Origin of the sequence: Corynebacterium glyciniphilum AJ 3170 (assembly GCF_000626675.1) — a bacterium.
In the GTDB taxonomy this organism is placed as follows: Bacteria; Actinomycetota; Actinomycetes; order Mycobacteriales; family Mycobacteriaceae; genus Corynebacterium; species Corynebacterium glyciniphilum.
In genome coordinates, this window is record NZ_CP006842.1 from 1,921,955 (window position 1) to 1,939,627 (window position 17,673).

Annotated in this window: 16 protein-coding genes and 1 riboswitch; of the genes, 12 read left to right on the forward strand and 4 right to left on the reverse strand. The window is 65.7% G+C overall.

All coding sequences use genetic code 11. The annotated features are described in order from the left end of the window. Positions 1 to 120 precede the first annotated feature (120 nt). On the forward strand, positions 121 to 1,494 hold the full coding sequence (locus tag CGLY_RS09050) for an MFS transporter (RefSeq protein WP_081803853.1): 1,374 nt from the start codon (positions 121 to 123) through the stop codon (positions 1,492 to 1,494). Positions 1,495 to 1,497: 3 nt separating this feature from the next. Here CGLY_RS09050 and CGLY_RS09055 read toward each other — a convergent pair whose 3' ends face one another. Beyond that, positions 1,498 to 2,820, reverse strand: a complete 1,323-nt coding sequence (locus tag CGLY_RS09055) for a class I SAM-dependent methyltransferase (protein ID WP_052539960.1) — start codon at positions 2,818 to 2,820, stop codon at positions 1,498 to 1,500. A 329-nt stretch (positions 2,821 to 3,149) separates the two neighbouring features. On the opposite strand from CGLY_RS09055, the gene CGLY_RS09060 reads away from it, so the two are divergent. The 4 genes from CGLY_RS09060 (at position 3,150) to CGLY_RS09075 (ending at position 7,906) form a co-directional block, all read left to right on the forward strand. Beyond that, positions 3,150 to 4,577, forward strand: coding sequence for an NAD(P)/FAD-dependent oxidoreductase (locus CGLY_RS09060; protein ID WP_038548759.1), 1,428 nt, complete (start codon positions 3,150 to 3,152; stop codon positions 4,575 to 4,577). Between the two features lie 99 nt (positions 4,578 to 4,676). Continuing rightward, positions 4,677 to 4,772: riboswitch (TPP riboswitch) on the forward strand. 10 nt (positions 4,773 to 4,782) lie between these two features. Next, positions 4,783 to 5,637 (forward strand): hydroxyethylthiazole kinase, encoded by an 855-nt coding sequence (gene thiM / locus CGLY_RS09065; protein WP_144313737.1) that lies wholly within the window; start codon positions 4,783 to 4,785, stop codon positions 5,635 to 5,637. Next, entirely contained in the window at positions 5,634 to 6,350 is a 717-nt protein-coding gene (gene thiE / locus CGLY_RS09070) for a thiamine phosphate synthase (protein ID WP_052539964.1), read from the forward strand. Before thiM ends, thiE begins: the two co-directional genes overlap by 4 nt. Further along, on the forward strand, positions 6,347 to 7,906 hold the full coding sequence (locus tag CGLY_RS09075) for a bifunctional hydroxymethylpyrimidine kinase/phosphomethylpyrimidine kinase (RefSeq protein ID WP_038548764.1): 1,560 nt from the start codon (positions 6,347 to 6,349) through the stop codon (positions 7,904 to 7,906). The genes thiE and CGLY_RS09075 overlap by 4 nt, the downstream gene beginning before the upstream one ends. 12 nt (positions 7,907 to 7,918) lie before the next feature. Here CGLY_RS09075 and CGLY_RS09080 read toward each other — a convergent pair whose 3' ends face one another. Next, entirely contained in the window at positions 7,919 to 8,446 is a 528-nt protein-coding gene (locus tag CGLY_RS09080) for a PaaI family thioesterase (protein ID WP_052539966.1), read from the reverse strand. A gap of 104 nt (positions 8,447 to 8,550) precedes the next feature. On the opposite strand from CGLY_RS09080, the gene gndA reads away from it, so the two are divergent. The 4 genes from gndA (at position 8,551) to CGLY_RS09100 (ending at position 13,949) form a co-directional block, all read left to right on the forward strand. Then, positions 8,551 to 9,999: an NADP-dependent phosphogluconate dehydrogenase gene (gene gndA / locus CGLY_RS09085; protein WP_038548769.1), complete on the forward strand. Its 1,449-nt coding sequence runs from the start codon at positions 8,551 to 8,553 to the stop codon at positions 9,997 to 9,999. 354 nt (positions 10,000 to 10,353) lie between these two features. Beyond that, positions 10,354 to 11,496, forward strand: coding sequence for a DEAD/DEAH box helicase (locus CGLY_RS09090; RefSeq protein WP_038552266.1), 1,143 nt, complete (start codon positions 10,354 to 10,356; stop codon positions 11,494 to 11,496). 7 nt (positions 11,497 to 11,503) lie between these two features. After that, on the forward strand, positions 11,504 to 12,895 hold the full coding sequence (locus CGLY_RS09095; protein ID WP_038548773.1) for a hemolysin family protein: 1,392 nt from the start codon (positions 11,504 to 11,506) through the stop codon (positions 12,893 to 12,895). After that, positions 12,888 to 13,949: a hemolysin family protein gene (locus CGLY_RS09100; protein WP_038548781.1), complete on the forward strand. Its 1,062-nt coding sequence runs from the start codon at positions 12,888 to 12,890 to the stop codon at positions 13,947 to 13,949. Before CGLY_RS09095 ends, CGLY_RS09100 begins: the two co-directional genes overlap by 8 nt. A gap of 34 nt (positions 13,950 to 13,983) precedes the next feature. Here the strand turns inward: CGLY_RS09100 and CGLY_RS09105 are convergent, their stop codons facing one another. Next, positions 13,984 to 14,370, reverse strand: coding sequence for a DUF1304 domain-containing protein (locus CGLY_RS09105; protein WP_038548787.1), 387 nt, complete (start codon positions 14,368 to 14,370; stop codon positions 13,984 to 13,986). 223 nt (positions 14,371 to 14,593) lie between these two features. Here CGLY_RS09105 and CGLY_RS09110 point away from each other — a divergent pair, with 223 nt between their 5' ends. From CGLY_RS09110 to CGLY_RS16760, 3 genes are all read left to right on the forward strand, one after another. After that, positions 14,594 to 15,115, forward strand: coding sequence for a hypothetical protein (locus CGLY_RS09110; protein WP_038548791.1), 522 nt, complete (start codon positions 14,594 to 14,596; stop codon positions 15,113 to 15,115). Between the two features lie 98 nt (positions 15,116 to 15,213). Continuing rightward, a complete protein-coding gene (locus CGLY_RS09115) occupies positions 15,214 to 16,155 on the forward strand; it encodes a hypothetical protein (protein WP_052539967.1) in 942 nt (313 codons plus the stop codon). Then, complete coding sequence (locus CGLY_RS16760; RefSeq protein ID WP_052539968.1) at positions 16,133 to 16,990, forward strand: hypothetical protein; 858 nt, start codon at positions 16,133 to 16,135, stop codon at positions 16,988 to 16,990. Before CGLY_RS09115 ends, CGLY_RS16760 begins: the two co-directional genes overlap by 23 nt. On the opposite strand, the gene CGLY_RS09125 is transcribed toward CGLY_RS16760, so the two are convergent. Further along, the gene (locus CGLY_RS09125; RefSeq protein WP_052540835.1) at positions 16,987 to 17,556 is read right to left on the reverse strand and encodes a MerR family transcriptional regulator; all 570 of its coding nucleotides are present in this window, start codon (positions 17,554 to 17,556) and stop codon (positions 16,987 to 16,989) included. The two genes, CGLY_RS16760 and CGLY_RS09125, sit on opposite strands and share 4 nt — an antisense overlap. Between the last annotated feature and the right edge of the window lie 117 nt (positions 17,557 to 17,673).

A 17,673-nucleotide genomic window follows, 5' to 3' on the forward strand; every position in this document is an offset into this window, starting at 1 on the left:
GGGAGCACAAGCCAGATATCCCATACAGCGGACACTTGCGTTCGTTGTATGAGAAGGGTAGTTTCCCTCATCGTCCTGTAGACACATTCACGTTCCTGAAGAGAGAATCACAGCCATCCCATGACCACATCCCTCACCGATCATTCCGGTCCGCCGTCAGAGGCCACGACCCGGGCCACCGGCAACAAGAAGAGCCGTGTGATCTTCGCCTCGACCATCGGTACGACGATCGAGTTCTACGACTTCTACGCCTACGCAACGGCCGCGATCATCGTCTTCCCGCACCTTTTCTTCCCGGAGAACGAGAACTCCACCGTCGGCCTCCTGGCCTCCCTCGCCACCTTCGGTCTCGCCTTCGTGGCACGGCCGGTCGGCTCGATCCTCTTCGGACATTTCGGTGACCGGATCGGACGTAAAGCCACGCTGATCGGCGCCCTGCTGACCATGGGCATCGCCACTTTCATCATCGGACTGCTCCCCACCTACGAGCAGATCGGGTTGTGGGCTCCGGCGCTTCTCGCACTGATGCGCTTCTGTCAGGGCCTCGGTCTCGGCGGAGAATGGTCCGGTGCCGCACTTCTGGCCACGGAAAACGCCGAGGAAGGCAAGCGCGCCCGTGCCGCGATGTGGCCCCAGCTCGGCGCTCCCTTCGGATTCATCCTCGCCAACGGCCTGTTCCTCATCCTCGTCCTGGGCATGGACCACACCCACGGTGAACCCGGCGGTGCGTTCATGACCTGGGGATGGCGCGTGCCGTTCCTGCTGTCTGCCGTGATGGTCATTATCGGACTGTATGTGCGCTTCAAGCTTGAGGAGACCCCGGTCTTCCAGGACACCCTCGACAAGGGCGAAGACGTCAAGGTACCCACCCTCGAGGTCTTCCGGACCGCCTGGCGCCCCGTCCTGCTCGGCACTTTCGTGATGGTCTCCACCTATACCCTGTTCTACCTGGTGACGACCTGGTTCCTGTCCTTCGGTATCGGCGACCGCGATGCCGGCGAAGGGCTGGGCATCCCCTACAACCACTTCCTTGTCATCCAGCTGATCACCGTGCTGTTCTTCGTGGTCGGCGTTCCCCTGGCCGGCTATCTCTCTGACACCGTGGGACGTCGCCGCTACCTCACCGTGGTCTCTGTCCTGGTCCTGGCCTACTGCTGCGCATTCCAGGCCTTCCTCGACCCGGCGACCTCCGGTGAGGCCAAGGCCGGAATCTTCCTGGGCATCGGCATGCTCCTGATGGGCCTGATCTTCGGCTCCATGTCCGCGGTCCTCCCCGAGATGTTCCCCACCAACGTGCGGTACACCGGCTCAGGCATCTCCTACAACGTCGCGTCCATCCTCGGCGCGGCCGTCGCCCCGTTCATCGCCGTCGCACTGGCCACCGCCTACGGCCCCTGGGCGGTCGGCGTCTACCTGGCCGTCGTCGTGCTCATCAGCCTGGTGGCCATCCGTCTGATGCCGGAGACCAGGGATACCGACCTCTACACCGTGTAGAGGTCAGAATCGACGGAACACGAACTGCTGGCAGTCCAGTGCTCCGGCACGGGCGAGAGCCTCGTGCAGGGCGAGCTGGTAGTTCCACAGCCGTCGGTAGACGGCATCGAAGCCCGCCGCAGCCGCGGCACGTTCCCTGGCGTTGAACGCCGAGCGCCACAGCGCGAGCGTAGTCGCATAGTGGGAGCCCATCCGGTTGTGTGCGGTGAGACGTAGGCCTGCCCGGTTCGCACGCGACAGCACATGCTCATCGGTGGGGTACTCCACGGCGGGCCAGACGTAGGCACGCATCACGTCCAGACTCTCACCCACCGTCTCCTCCGGTAGACCGGAATCAGGAACACGCACCACCGACTGGATCACGGCGATCCCGTCCGACGCCAACATGCGCTCAACCGCCCGAAGAAAATGGATGGTGCCGTCGTCACCGAGAGTCTCCATGCGTTCCACGCTGAAGACGGCGTCGTAGGTACCCGACCACTGCCGGGGCGACGGGACGGGCCCGCGGATGGTCTGTACGCGCACTGCACCACCCACGCCGGCGTCGTGCGCATAGGCACGCACCCGTTCCGCATGCTCGACGTCCGAGGTCAGCACGTCCACGTGCGCACCCCGCTGGGCTGCCATGACCGGGAGCGCTCCACCCGACGACGGCAGCTCCAGCACCCGGTGCCCCGGACCGACCTGCGCCTCATCGAGCATGGTGTTGATGCGGTGACGCTGGGCGGAGTCCAGGTCAGCACGGTCGACGAGCTCAGGGTCGGTGGGGGCATCAAAGTACCGGACCGTCACCGCGGGGTGGTGACCGGCCTGGTCCGGGTTGTCCACCTCGGATGTCCGCGTCCCGGAGGCGAAGAGTGCGGAGCCGGTCGCACGGTACCGCCCCGCGTAGATGTCCACGAGACTGTCGGGGAGATCGCCGGCGCGCACATGCCCGGACACCCGCCGACGGCGCCGGGACAGCGTCCGTCCGAAACCGCCCTCCAACGGCTGTGTCAACAGCACCCCCAGAACATCCGGCAGCGGTTCGGCGCTCCACTCCCCCGCCATGTACCCCTCAGCCAGCCCGAGCCACCCGGAGTCGACGACACGGTCGAGGACCAGTCCGTCATCGACCACGAAACGGGGAGTCGCGCCCGGTGTCAACGCCACCCCGTGCTCCTGGGTCAGGTCCTCCAGACGTTGCTGCAGGTTGACCGCACGCCGTCCGAGAAACGACGCCTCGGGCAGACGTGCCACCCCCGGCCAGCGCTCTGGGTCGACGTAGGTCTCCCGACTGTCCCGCGGGTCGCGACGGCGACGGCCGTCGTCGACAGGTGGTGCCACATCTGCCTCCGTCCTCGCTGGTATCATGCGTTTCCGACAAAAACTATCATTCACCCCCGGTTGCACCCGAAACGGAACCGGGTTCGGTGAGAGCTGACCGCATCCTGCCCGCGTGATGAGGAGATCGACGACAGGCACTAGTATGGGCACTCAGGTCCGACGCGACCGGGAGGTCCGTCGGCTGACGACACTACACCGGCGTCCACCGACCCCCTGTAGAACACGCAGCAGTGCTAAAGACACAACGCAGAGAGAACACGTGGTGACCACCGGCGCCAACACAGACGAGCGCCCTCACCAGTCACCGCAGAACGAGGAGTTTCGCTGATATGACAACCGCCACCCCCTTCCGGCCTTCCGGCCGCCACCACGTCGTCATCATCGGCGGAGGCTTCGGCGGGCTGTTCGCCGCCAAGAAGTTCGCCGGCGCCGATGTCGACGTCACCATCATCGACCGCACCAACCACCACCTGTTCCAGCCGTTGCTGTACCAGGTGGCCACCGGTGTGCTGTCCTCCGGCGAGATCGCCCCGACGATCCGCCAGATCCTGCGGAAGCAGAAGAATGCACGGGTCATCAAAGCCGAGGTGCGTGACGTTAACGTCGACGACAAGATCATCACTGCTGATCTGGGAGGTAAGGACGTCGTCCTGCAGTACGACTCCCTCATTGTCGCCGCCGGCGCCAGCCAGTCCTACTTCGGCAACGATCACTTCGCCGAGTTCGCCCCCGGCATGAAGAGCATCGACGATGCCCTCGAACTCCGCGCCCGTATCACCGGCGCTTTCGAGCGCGCCGAGATCACCGACGACCCTGCGGAGAAGGCACGTCAGCTGACCTTCGTCATCGTCGGCGCCGGTCCCACCGGTGTGGAACTCGCCGGCCAGCTCGCCGAGATGGCCCACCGCACCCTGCGGAACGAGTTCCGTACCACCGACACCGAGCAGACCCGGATCCTGCTCGTCGACGGTGGACCCCAGGTGCTGCCTCCCTTCGGCAAGAAGCTCGGCCGCAAGGCGCAGAAGACCCTCGAGAAGCTCGGCGTCGAGGTCGTCACCGACTCACTGGTCACCAACGTCGACCGTGACGGTGTCACCTGGAAGAACATGAAGACCGACGAAGAGACCACCGTCGCCGCCTACTGCAAGATCTGGTCTGCCGGTGTCGCCGCCAGCCCGCTGGGTAAGCACATCGCCGACCAGATCGACGGCGTCGAGGCCGACCGCGCCGGTCGCGTCCCGGTGAACAAGGATCTCTCCGTGGGCGACCACAAGGAGATCTTCATCATCGGCGACATGATGAGTCTCGACAAGCTCCCGGGCCTGGCGCAGGTCGCGATCCAGGGCGGCGAGCACGTCGCTTCCCTCATCCGTGCCGAGGTCGAGGACGGCGTCACCGACCGGCCCGACTTCAAGTACTTCGACAAGGGGACCATGGCCATCGTGTCCCGGTTCAACGCCGTGGTGAAGCTGGACAAGGCCGAAATCTCCGGCCCGATCGGCTGGTTCATGTGGCTCGCGGTGCACCTGATGTTCATGGTCGGCTTCCGTAACCGTTTCGTCGCCGCCTACAGCTGGGGACTCAACACGCTGTCCGCCAACCGGTGGCACCTGGTGGCGACCCGCCAGCAGCTGCATGCTCGTAACGCCCTGCGCAAGCTGCGCACTCTCGAGGACGAGCAGAACATCCGGTCCATCGAGGTCCGGGACAACCTGAAGTTCGGTGACGGCCGGGACACCCGCGCCGTGTCCGACTAGTCACGACGCCGCTTCCCACCGGAGACCCCGGGCACGCCCTCACCAAGGGCGTGCCCGGGGTCAGGCTTTTGTGCGCCGCCAGACACGGTAGGCTGAATGTCACGAGACACGGGGTGCGCGGAGAGACGCGCTGAGAACACACCCGTTGAACCTGCTCTAGTTCGAACTAGCGAAGGGATGGTCCGTGTCAGACACGCTCACCACCATCGTCCATACCGTCCACGACCTGCGTCAGCACGCGCCCCTGGTGCAGTGCATCACCAACCAGGTCGTCCCCCAGATCACCGCCAATGCGCTGCTCGCCGCAGGCGCCTCCCCTGCTATGGTCGACACTCCGGAAGAGGCCGCCGACTTCGCGGCGATCGCCTCCGGACTACTGGTCAACACCGGCAGCCCCACTGCGGCCCAGTACTCTGCCATGCGTGAAGCTGTGCGCGGTGCGACTGCTGCTCGCACCCCCTGGGTCCTGGACCCCGTCGCATGCGGTGGTCCGGCCGCGCGCACCGAGTTCAGCCGCGATATCGTCGCGCACCGTCCCGCCGCCGTGCGTGCCAACGCCTCCGAGGTAATCGCCCTCGCCGACAGCGCGCAGGGGCGCGGCGGGCGTGGGGTGGACTCCACTGACGAGGTCGATGCCGCCCTGCAGGCCGCCCAGTCTCTCACAGAACGCACCGGGAGCGTCGTCGCGGTTTCCGGACCACAAGACCTCGTCGTGTCCGTCGGGAGGGTCAGCTGGCTGGCCTCTGGCGATCCAATGATGCAGCGGGTCATCGGCACCGGCTGTTCCCTCGGCGCACTCACCGCCGCCTACCTCGGTGCAGCCCGCACCGGGTCGGAGAACGTGACCGACCACGACGCCGTCCTCACCGCTCACGCCCACGTCGGGGCGGCGGGCACGCTCGCCGCGAAAGACCTCGTCGGCAACCGGAGGGGCCCCGGCAGTTTCGCTGTCGCCTGGCTTGACGCCCTCGCCACCGTCGCTGAGGACCCCTCGGTGATTGCTGAGCTGGTCTCGGTCACTGAAACAGTCACTGAAACAGACGAGGAGACCGCCGGATGAACCTGACCCGTAGCACAGTGCCCCAGGTCGACTGGGGCCTCTATCTGGTCACGGACCCTGTGCTCGGCGGAGGACGGGACGCGGTGGCGGACATTGTCGCCAAGGCGCTCCACGGAGGAGTGAGCGTCGTCCAGCTCAGGGATAAGACCCTCGACGACGACGCTTTCACGACCCGCGCCGTCGAACTGGCCGACATTCTCGCAGGCACCGGCGTCCCCCTGTTCATCAATGACCGGATCGACATCGCGGGCCGCCTCGGACTGCACCTGCATATCGGTCAGGATGACATCGACTTTCGCACCGCCCGCGCGATGCTCCCCGATGACCTGATGATCGGACTGTCCGTCGACAACCATGCCCAGATCCGGGAGATCGAACGGCTCATGCGCGACGGTGTCCGCCCTCCGGATGTTCTGGGGCTGGGGCCGGTGGAGCTCACGGACACCAAGACCGACACCGGCCGCGCCCTGGGGGTCACGGGGCCCGGCAGCGTCCACGAGCTCGCCGCACACGCCCGTGAGCTCGACATCCCCTCTGTCGCCATCGGGCATGTCAACGCTGCTAATGCAGCAGCACTGGGGCGCACCGCCGTGGCAGGCATCTGCGTGGTCTCGGCCATCATGTCCGCCGCAGACCCCACCGCAGCTACCCGAGAACTGCGCTCGCTGTGCCCCCGACCGCTCACCCCCACCGTCGTAGAGGACCCCTCATGATCCCCCGCGTACTCAGCATCGCCGGCACCGACCCCACCGGGGGCGCCGGTGCACAGGCCGACATCAAATCCATCGGGGCGGCAGGGGGGTTCGCCATGAGCGTGGTGACGGCCCTCGTCGCCCAGAACACCCACGGCGTCCGCCAGGTCCACACCCCCGGCACTGACTTCCTGGTCGCCCAGCTCGACGCCGTCTTCGACGACGTGACGGTGGATGCCGTCAAGATCGGGATGCTCGGCACCGCAGAGATCACCCGCACCGTCACCGACTACCTCGCCGACCATCCGGTGCCGGTCACCGTCGTCGACCCGGTGATGGTCGCCACCAGTGGTGACCGTCTCCTCACCGAAGACGCTGAAGCAGCCCTGCGCGACCTGTGTCGGACGGTGGACGTGATCACACCGAACCTCGCGGAGCTCGCCGTCCTCGGAGGCACCGCGACCGCCAGCACGCTGGACGAGGCTCTGGAGCAGGGGCGTACGCTCGCCGCCGACCTACAGACGACCGTCATCGTCAAAGGTGGTCACCTGTCCGGCCCCACCGCCGACAATGCGGTCGTCTCCCCCGACGGGCGCGTCACAGCTGTCCCGGTGCCCCGCGTCGTCACCCACAACACCCACGGCACCGGGTGCTCCCTCTCCTCGGCACTGGCCACGCGGATTGCCGGTGGTGCCGACCCCGCCGAGGCGCTCCGGTGGTCCAGCCGGTGGTTGTCCGAGGCCATCCGCCATGCAGATGACCTGCATGTCGGGTCCGGTAATGGCCCCGTAGACCACACTCACCGTGCCCGGCGACTGTCCCAGGCCGCCGACACCACTCCCTGGCGCCTGACCGCATCCGTTCCGGACCTCCTCACCACCCCGGCCGACCTCGCAGAGGCGGGCCCCGTGGGCGCGGCTGATCCGGTGGCGGCGAGGATCCCCGCCGCCGGGCCGTGGACCACTGCCCTGTGGCAGGCACAGTCCCCGCTGCTGAGCGCGATCACCGGACTTCCGTTCATCACGGATCTGGGTTCCGGCACCCTGGCCACCGAAGACTTCACCTTCTACCTCGCCCAGGACGCGGTCTACCTGTCGCAGTACTCCCCCGCCCTCGCCGCGCTGGGAGCCACCGCCCCCGACTCCGACTCCGCTCTCTTCTGGGTCAGAGGAGCCGTCGAGTGTCTCGAGGAGGAAGCGTCGCTGCACCGCACCTGGCTGGGTGATGTCACCCCCGCAGCGCCGTCTCACGTCACCTCGTCCTACACCTCACATCTGATGCGCTGTGTGCAGTCCCGGGACCACGTCGTCGGCGCCGCCGCCGTACTTCCGTGCTACTGGCTCTACGCCGAAGTCGGCCTGGAACTCGCCGGACGCTCCAGCCCGGACAACCCGTACGCCGCCTGGCTGGAGACCTACTCCGGCGACGACTTCACCGACAGCGTCCGGCAGGCGATCACCTACGTCGAAGACGCATTCGAGGCAGCAAGCCCCCGACAGCGCGCCGAAGCTGCACGGGCGTTCCTCGACGCCGCCCGATGGGAAGTTGAATTCTTCGACCAGGCCCACCGGCGTTGACCTGACGCCGGCCTACTGTCGGGGAACCACCACGGTGCGCAGTTCAGTGGTGGCACACAACTTACCCGTGCCGGCATTGACATGGTCGATGCGCCAGAGCTGACTGGTCCGACCGGTATGCACGGCGTGGGCGGTGGAACGGATGACGTCACCCGGGGTGGAGGGACGCAGGAAGTTCGTCGCATTGGTGGTCCCCATCACCATCCCCCCGCCACCCGCGATGAAACCGGCGAACGACCCCGCGGACTCCCCCATCGTCGCGTAGATACCGCCGTTGGTGATCCCCCAGGGCTGCACGTGATCGCCCGTGATGGTCAGCTCCACGACCACCTCGGGAACGAACTCAACGTACCGCAGCCCCAGCGTGCGGTCGAGGGACGGGATCGACGACTCGAAAATGCCCGCGAGCTCCGCGGTCTGCGCTTCGGTGAGCTCGCCCGTGCTCGCGGATGTCATCAGTTCCAGCATCCGCTCCAGGGCACCGTCTTCCTTACCGGCACCCTCGTTCCCGGTGCCGGTCCGTCCCTCACTCTGCGCCATCGCCTGCTACTCCTCATGTCCATGTGATGTGTATTCCGGAGAGTCTAGCGACAGGCGGCCCGCGGCGGGCGGAGTTGGCCCGGAGGGGGCTATCATGGTGCACCATGACAGAATCCTCCGCACAGATCGGCGTTGTCGGCCTCGCAGTGATGGGCTCGAACATCGCCCGGAACTTCGCCAACCACGGCCACACCGTTGCCGTCTACAACCGCACCGCCGCAAAAACGGACGCGTTCATGGCCGAGTTCGGAACCACCGGCAGCTTCGTGCCCTCCGCCTCGATCGACGAGTTCGTCGCCTCTCTGGAACGCCCGCGGCGCGCCCTGATCATGGTGCAGGCCGGCCCCGCCACCGACACCGTGATCTCCCAGCTCGCCGACGCCATGGAACCCGGCGACATCATCATCGACGGTGGAAACGCGCTCTACACGGACACCATCCGCCGTGAGGCCGAGATGTCCGAGCGCGGCCTGCACTTCGTCGGCGCCGGGATCTCGGGTGGCGAGGAAGGTGCACTCAACGGCCCGGCCATCATGCCCGGCGGCCCGGCTGAGTCCTACAAGTCCCTCGGACCTCTCCTCGAAGACATCTCCGCCAAGGTCGACGGCACCCCGTGCTGCACCCACATCGGCCCCGACGGTGCCGGCCACTTCGTCAAGATGGTCCACAACGGCATCGAGTACGCAGACATGCAGGTCATCGGCGAGGCTTATCACCTGTTGCGCTACGCCGCGGGCATCGAGCCCACCGAGATCGCGCAGATCTTCCGCACCTGGAACGACGGCGACCTCGACTCCTACCTCATCGAGATCACCGCAGAAGTCCTCTCACAGACCGACGCTGAGACCGGTAAACCCCTGATCGACGTCATCGTGGACGCTGCCGGCCAGAAGGGTACGGGTCGCTGGACCGTCAAGGCCGCTCTCGACCTCGGCATCCCCACCACAGGCATCGGCGAAGCCGTATTCGCCCGAGCCCTGTCCGGCGCCCGCGCACAGCGTGCGGCAACCACCGGCAACCTCCCCACCGGCGAGCTGACCACGCTCGACGCCCTTGGTGTCTCGAAGGACGACTTCGTCGAGGACGTCCGACGCGCCCTCTACGCCTCGAAGCTGGTCGCCTACGCCCAAGGCTTCGACGAGATCAAGGCAGGCTCCGACGAACACGGATGGGACGTCGATCCCCGTGACCTCGCGACCATCTGGCGTGGCGGATGCATCATCCGCGCAAAGTTCCTCAACCGCATCGTGGACGCCTACAACACCGACCCGAGCGTCCAGTCCCTGCTTCTGGACCCGTACTTCAACAATGAAGTCGGCACACTCGTGGACTCCTGGCGACGCGTTGTCGTCGCCTCCACCCAGCTCGGCCTGCCGATCCCGGTGTTCGCCTCCTCGCTGTCCTACTACGACTCCCTGCGGTCCGAGCGGTTGCCCGCCGCACTCATCCAGGGACAGCGCGACTTCTTCGGTGCCCACACCTACGAGCGCACCGACCGCGCCGGGCACTTCCACACTCTCTGGTCCGCAGACCGCAGCGAGGTGGAAGCGTAACCCGTGTCAGGTCAACAAGAAGGACGGCGCAGCACCAACGCCGGTAATCAGAACCGGCGACGCAAGGTCGTCCGAGGTAGCCGTGCGGGAAACCGCGCAGGCAACCGGACAGCAGACGCGTCCGCCGGCGGATCACCCGAATCCGGTCAAGGGTCAGGTCAGCGCTCGAATCAGGGGCGCCGTGCGCCCCAGAAACAGGGCAGTCGCCCACAGAACAAGAACAACCGGCAGCGCTCCCAGCGTCGCCCTCAGGAACCGCGCATCCAGCAGGAGAAGCGGCAGCCCAGGGTGACCGAGACCGCGGTTCCCACCGGCCCCGCTGCCGGTGTGGATACCTCAGTACTCTTCGCTGACATGGGGCTGCCTGATCCCGTCGTCAAAGAGCTGACTGCCCAGGGTCTCAAGCACCCGTTCCCTATCCAGGCGGCAGCCATCCCGGACGGTCTGACGGGTAAGGACGTCCTGGGACGTGGCCCGACCGGCTCCGGCAAGACCTTCACCTTCGGTCTCCCGGTCATCACCCGGCTCACGGGCGGGGCGTCCAGGCCTGGTAAGCCACGGGCCCTGATCCTGGTCCCGACACGCGAACTCGCACAGCAGGTCGCCGGACGTCTTCGTCCGCTGGCCGAATCTGTCGGGCAGCGCGTCATCGAGGTCGTCGGTGGCGTGAACATTAAACGGAACCTCACGGCCCTTGCCCGACCGGTCGACATTCTCGTCGCCACCCCGGGGCGTGCGGAAGACCTCATCCGCCAGAAAGCCCTCGACCTGACCCAGGTCGAGATCGTCGCCCTCGATGAGGCTGACCAGATGGCGGACATGGGGTTCCTGCCCCAGGTCCGTCGCCTCGTCGACCACATCCCCGCCGACGCCCAGCACCTGTTCTTCTCAGCCACTCTGGACGGAGACATCAAGGTCCTCGTCCAGCGCTACATGAATGACCCGATCACCCACTCCACCGGTGAAGTCCGTGCCAAGGTCGACACCATGTCGCACTTCCTCGGGGTCGTGGACGACAAACCTGCCAGGAACGACGTCGTCCTACAACTTGGTCGCGCCTCGACACGGACGATCATGTTCATGCGCACCAAACACACCGTTGACCGTCAAGTAAAGAAGCTTGTCCGAGATGGTGTTCCTGCCGTTGGAATCCACGGCAACAAGGGGCAGGGCGCTCGCACCCGTGCCATCGAGGAGTTCTCCGACGGACGCGCCACCGTCCTTGTCGCCACGGACATCGCGGCTCGCGGTATCGACATCAAGGGTGTGGACCTGGTCGTACACATCGACCCGCCGGCAGAGCACAAGGCCTACGTTCACCGTGCGGGTCGCACCGCACGGGCTGGCGAGGCAGGCACCGTTCTGACCCTCACCACCGCGGACACACGCCGCGACACCGAGCAGATGATGCGAAAGGCCGGAGTCAGCCCCACCGAATGGGTGCTGGACCGTCACGGCGTCACCGCTTACCTCGGCGAGCTGGGGCTGGACAGGTAGGACAAGGATGGACATCCTGCTCAGCATCCTGGGCCTCGTCGGCTTCGTGTTGTTGACCGCCGGCACCGGCCTCTTCGTCGCTGTCGAGTTCTCCACGACCAGCCTGGAGCGTTCGACCATCGAGGACGACATCGCCGCACGTGGTGATGCCGCCTCGAAGATGGTCAAACGTGCCCACAGCGACCTCAGTTTCATGCTGTCCGGATCGCAGCTGGGCATCACCGTCACCACCTTGGCAACCGGTTACCTCGCCGAACCGATTCTCGCCAGGTTCTTCACCCCGGCGCTCGAACTCGTCGGGCTGGGAGCCTCCGCTTCGACGTCCGTGGCCCTGATCCTCAGTCTGATCATCGCCACCATCCTGTCGATGGTCTTCGGCGAGCTCGTCCCGAAGAACCTCGCCATCGCCAATCCCCTACAGGTCGCCCGTCTCCTGACCCGGCCGGTGTGGATCTTCAACACCGTCTTCCACCGCTTCATCCAGTTGATGAACAACACCGCCAACGTGATCGTACGACGGTTCGGCATCGAACCAGCAGATGAGCTGGCCTCGGCACGCTCTCCCCAGGAACTCTCCGCTCTGGTCCGACACTCCACCGGCGCCGAGGGGTTCGACCAGTCCAAGGTGCGCATCCTCGACCGCTCCCTCAAGTTCGGCGACGCCAGCGCCGAGGACTTCATGACACCACGGTCCACCGTGGACACCCTGGAAACCACGGATACCGCGCTCGATCTCATCCGTGAAGCCCACGAATCGGGGCATTCCCGCTTCCCGGTAGTCAACGGCGACCTCGACGAGACGATCGGGGTCGTCCACGTCAAGGATGCACTCACCATTCCGGCAGCTGACCGGGCATCGACCCCGGTGCGGGACCTCGCACGCCGGGTCCCCACCGTGCCCACGAGCCTCGGCGGTGACGCCGTCCTCAACCTCGTCCGGTCCGCCGGTTCCCAGCTCGTCCTTGTCGTCGACGAATACGGGGGAACCGCCGGCATCGTGTCCATCGAGGATGTCGTCGAGGAGATCCTCGGCGAAGTCTGGGATGAACACGACGACCGGACGGATTCCGAGGTTCAACGCAGTGGGCAGTTCTGGGATCTCTCCGGCTTGGTGCGCTGCGATGAGCTCGAGGATGCCTGCGGATATGCCGCCCCGGACGGCCCGTACGAGACGTTGGGTGGTCTGGTGATGTCGACGCTCGGCCGCATTCCGTCCGAAGGCGACAGGGTTATGCTTCCCCGGAGCGAGCGCGACCTCGTGGAACGTGTCACCGACGGGAACCCTGTCCGGTGGGAGGCCACCGTGGTGTCCATGGACAGCCGCCGGATCGACCGGGTCCAGCTCCGCCCTGTCCCCGACACCCACGTCGTGGATGCGGACGGTGACCGTGATGAATGACCTCTTGGCTATCGCGTTCGCCGTTCTGCTCCTGGGACTCAACGCCTACTTTGTCGGTGTGGAGTTCTCGCTGATCTCGTCGCGTCGTGACCGGCTGGAGAACATGATCGCCGCCGGGAACCGTCGCGCAGGCAAGGTTCGTTACGCGATCGAGCACCTCACGATCATGCTCGCGGGAGCCCAGTTCGGGATCACCGTGGCTTCGGTGCTGCTCGGTAAAGTCGGTGAACCCGCTATCGCCCACCTCATCGAGACCCCGTTCCACGCCGCCGGGCTTCCGGACGATCTTCTGCACCCGGTCTCGTTCGCGATCTCCCTGCTGATCGTCACCATCCTGCACATCATTCTCGGCGAAATGGTTCCGAAGAACATCGCACTTGCAGGTCCAGAAACCGTGGCCACCGTCCTGGTCGCTCCTCACCTCCTGTTCTGCCGCCTGGTGCACCCGGTGATGGTGTTCCTCAACTGGATTGCCCGGATCACCCTGAAGTTGTTCGGGGTGGAGCAGAAAGATGAGCTGGACTCCACCGTCTCCCCCTCCGAGCTCTCCCAGATGATCGCGGAATCCCGGTCCGAGGGACTGATCGGTCCCTCGGAGGCCACCCGCCTGTCGAAGGCCCTGAACTCCTCGAAACGCACCCTCAGTGAGGTGATGATCCCGCGGTCGGAGGTCCACACGATCCCCGTCGACTCCGACACGGGGAGGATCACCGTGGGGCAGGTGGAAGAAGCCGTCTCCGACACGGGGTACTCGCGCTTTCCTGTGGCTGGACCGTCCGGAAACTATCTCGGATACATCCACGTCAAAGACGTCCTCGACAACCTGCTGGACCCGGCAACCGGACCGGACCAACTTGTAGACGCCCATGACATCCGCACGCTGATCACTGTCGAGGGCGGAGTGAACTTCGACCACGCGATGAAGGAACTGCGCAGGACAAGCTCACACATGGCACAGATCTCCGACGGCGGCGCCGTGGTCGGGGTGATCACCCTGGAAGACGTCATCGAGGAACTCGTCGGAACGGTGCGGGACTGGACTCATGATGACTAACCCCGCGTAACGCGCCTTCCGTCGCCCAGACCGGTCACACAATGAGACCTACAGCTGTCAGCACAACAGCGATCATCGGGAACACTCCCTGTTTCATCGCCGCGCTGCGCTTCTCCGGTGACGTCACCGCGAGGACTGTGGCCGCGGCCGCCATCGAGGCCGTGCCCGCGAGGACCAACGCCACCCCGGTACCGGTCGCCCCGGCGAGGAGCAGGACGACTCCGGCGGCAACCTGGAGCGCGAGAAACAGATTGTAGAACCCCTGGTTGAATGCCAGTTCCCGTGTGTTCTCTGCTTCTTCCCGGGTAGTACCGAACACGGCGCGGCCGCGTGGCGTTGTCCAGGCCATGGACTCCAGGTAGAAGATGAGCACGTGCACCAGAGCCGCAAGGGCTGCGAATACTGCACCGACAGCGATCATCAGAGGTTTCCTTCCGTTCCACTGCACCCTCATTGAGCACCCGACCGGACCAACACTATCCCGCTCCGGTCGGGAGCGTCCCCCAGGCACAGCGCATCCACCTTTCATAAGCAACTTTGCTAGACAAACTAGCTTATTATCGTCCTTATCATGACCCGTTCGATATCTGACACTGACGACGTTTACGCGCATTCGCCCCTCTCCCCTGAAAGATGCTGAAACCATGACGATCCGCAGAACCGCAGTCGCCGCGATGTTCGCTGTTCCACTCGCACTGTCTGCATGCACGACTGACACCGGAAGCTCGGAAGACTCCCCGACCTCATCTTCCGACACCGCCTCCCCGTCCAGCGACGACACACGACCAGAGGACGGCCGGGCCGAAATAGGACAGCCGCTCACCGTGGCCGGCGCGGAAATCACACCGAGCAATCTCCGACCTGCCCAGCAGGCAAGCCGCGACCACACCTGCGTCGACATCACCATCACCGTCGCCCCCGACGCCGAACCACTCGACATCCACGGTCTGGCAGCCTGGAAGCTCTACGACCCGTCCAACACACCCCGGCTGCAGACAGCCAACGACGACACCGAGCATCTCCCGGATGTGGTCAATCCCGGCCAGGACGCACAGGGAACGGTGTGCTTCGACAACGCGCCCGGCACCCCCGGGGACTACGAACTCCGTTTCAGGGGCACTATCGACCCCCTCACCAACGAAGCGGTCTGGACCGGCAGCCTCTAGCGTCGCAGAGCACTGTGGGAGTTCTTGCGGGATCGTTGCGGGATGGTCATCGCGAGCTGAGGCCGGCGAGCAGAGCCGCCTGTCGTACGATTGACGCCATGCAGGGAACGACCAAGGTACTGGAGCCGGACGCGTGGCGTGCTGAGCAGGCGAACCACCGCGCGTCCGTCCGCGAGCTCACTGCCGGTCACCGGGAGCGCCGCTCACGCGGCGAACGCCATCCCGTCTGGGACTTCATGTTCTCCTATTACCCGGTCACGCCGGGGAAGCTGGGTCACTGGAACCCCGGCTTCGGCGTCTCTCTCGTCGCTGACACCGGCGACCGGCCCGGGACCGCAGGCAGTCTCCGGGAGGTTGCCGGCCCCCGGGGTACACCGGTATGGGAACTGGACTCCGAATTCCTCATGGCTCGGCGGGACCACAGTCTCCGCTACATCCGCCGCCTACTGGCAAACACACTGGAGCACACCCCCAGGTTCAGTTGTTTCGGAATGCACGAATGGGCGATGGTCTACCGTGATCAACCGCGACATCCCGAGCCACTCCGACTCGGTCCTGCCGGTACCGATGCGGTGGTCGAATCCAGTACGCTGCGGTGCACCCACATCGACGCCTTCCGCTTCTTCACCGAGGAGGCGGTCCCCCGGAACACTCTGCAGCCGACCCGGGAGACCCAGGCCGAGATGGAGCAGCCGGGCTGCTTGCACGCGACCATGGACCTGTACAAGTGGGCGACGAAACTCGGTCCTCTCGTCCCCGGTGAACTCTGGCTCGACACTTTCCGGTTGGCCTGCGATGTCCGCCGGACCGACATGGAGGCCAGTCCGTATGACCTGAGTGCCTGGGGTTTCGCCCCCGTTGCAGTGGAAACACCGGAGGGGCGGGCGGAGTATGTTCGACGACAGCGGGACTTCGCGGCGCGAGGGCAGGTCCTGCGTCGGTCACTGGTCAACCTGATCGACGACCTCTTCCGCTCAGTAGCATCGGTCGACCCGGCCGACGAAATGGAGAATGCCAATGGCACGTCACAGCGCGGTTGAATCCCGGGTCAGGGTAGCGGGGTGGGTCTGGGCCGCGCTCGTCGCGCTCCTCCTGGTCATTGTCCTGGTGGTCGGCTGGTTCCTGCTCGCAGGGAAACAGGATGACGAGGAATCGGCCAGGACCTGCATCGACGGTGATCAACAATTCACCGTCTGGGCTGACCCTGCGGCCGAGGACGTCGCACAGACACTGACCGACGCATACAATGCTGAGGAACCTGTAGTCCGCGACCGGTGCGTCACCGCTGTCGTTGAGGTCACGTCCACCGCTGAGGCCACGGAGGCGTACCGCCGTGCGAAGCCGGGGGTCGCACCGGTCTGGATTCCTGCGGGTACCGGGTTCATTCCCGGGTTGTCCGGCGCCCCGGATTCGGTCGACATCGTGGGCAGCGATGACCTCGTGCACTACATCCCCGAGGGAGGCGACCCGGACCCCTCGACGGCAGTCCTGCCGACCGGGGCGGAGTCCATGGTATCTGCGCTCTCTGCCGAAGCAGCCGGGCGGGAGGTCGACGACGCGACCGCCGGGGCGGGGCCGTCCTTTCAGACCGCCCGCGACCAGAATCTCCCGGTGCTGACCTCTGCAGCTTTACTGGGCAGCTCCGACACGGACACAGACGATGTGCGGGCGGTGGGCGAGGTCACGTTCCCGCTCGTCGCCTTCGGATCCTCCCCGGCCGTCGACGAAAGCTCCGCCCGCGCGGCGGCGGACTTCGCGGCGCGGGCGGACAGCACAGAGACGGTTTCTCCGGAACCGGCTTCGCCATGGCTGACCCGCGTAGCCGGCGCCCTGGCCGGGACCCCACTCGGCAGCGCGGACGGCGAGAACTCCTAGGAGGACTTCCTGCGACGACGGGCAGCGAGCTCGTCGGAAGGGTTGAACGCCGTGTCGTGCTGCACGACCGGTTCCGCAGGCTCGGAGGGGAATGCCGTGATCGTGCCGCTGAGTTCCTTCATCAACCCTGGGACGGCGATGCCGAACACGCCCTGGCCGCCAGCGAGAAGGTCGATAACTTCTTCGGCGGACCGGCATTCGTAGACGGTCTTGCCGTCGGAGACCAATGTGATTCCGGCGAGATCATCGACACCCAGGTTACCCAGCTTGTCCACGGCACGACGGATGTTCTGCAGGGAAATGCCGGTGTCAAGCAGCCCCTTGACGATCTTCAGGACGAGGATGTCCCGGAAAGAGTAGAGCCGCTGAGACCCGGAGCCATGAGCGGTGCGGATCGACGGCTGCACCAGTTTGGTACGCGCCCAATAGTCGAGCTGCCGGTAGGTGATACCCGCAACCTGGCAGGCGATCGTCACCCGGTAACCGACCTCCTGGTCAGGCCCGTCGACGTCGAACAAGGTGTCCTGCTGCGGCGACCGGGCAGCGTCGGCAGCATCAGGGGCCATGCCCGTGTCTTTACCGGGGATGCCCCGGGAGTCGCTCCGCTCCATGCTGATTCTCCTCTGTTCGGCGTGTCTGCTTGCACACCTGTGATTCACTGCTCTCAAGCCTAGACGGGATGA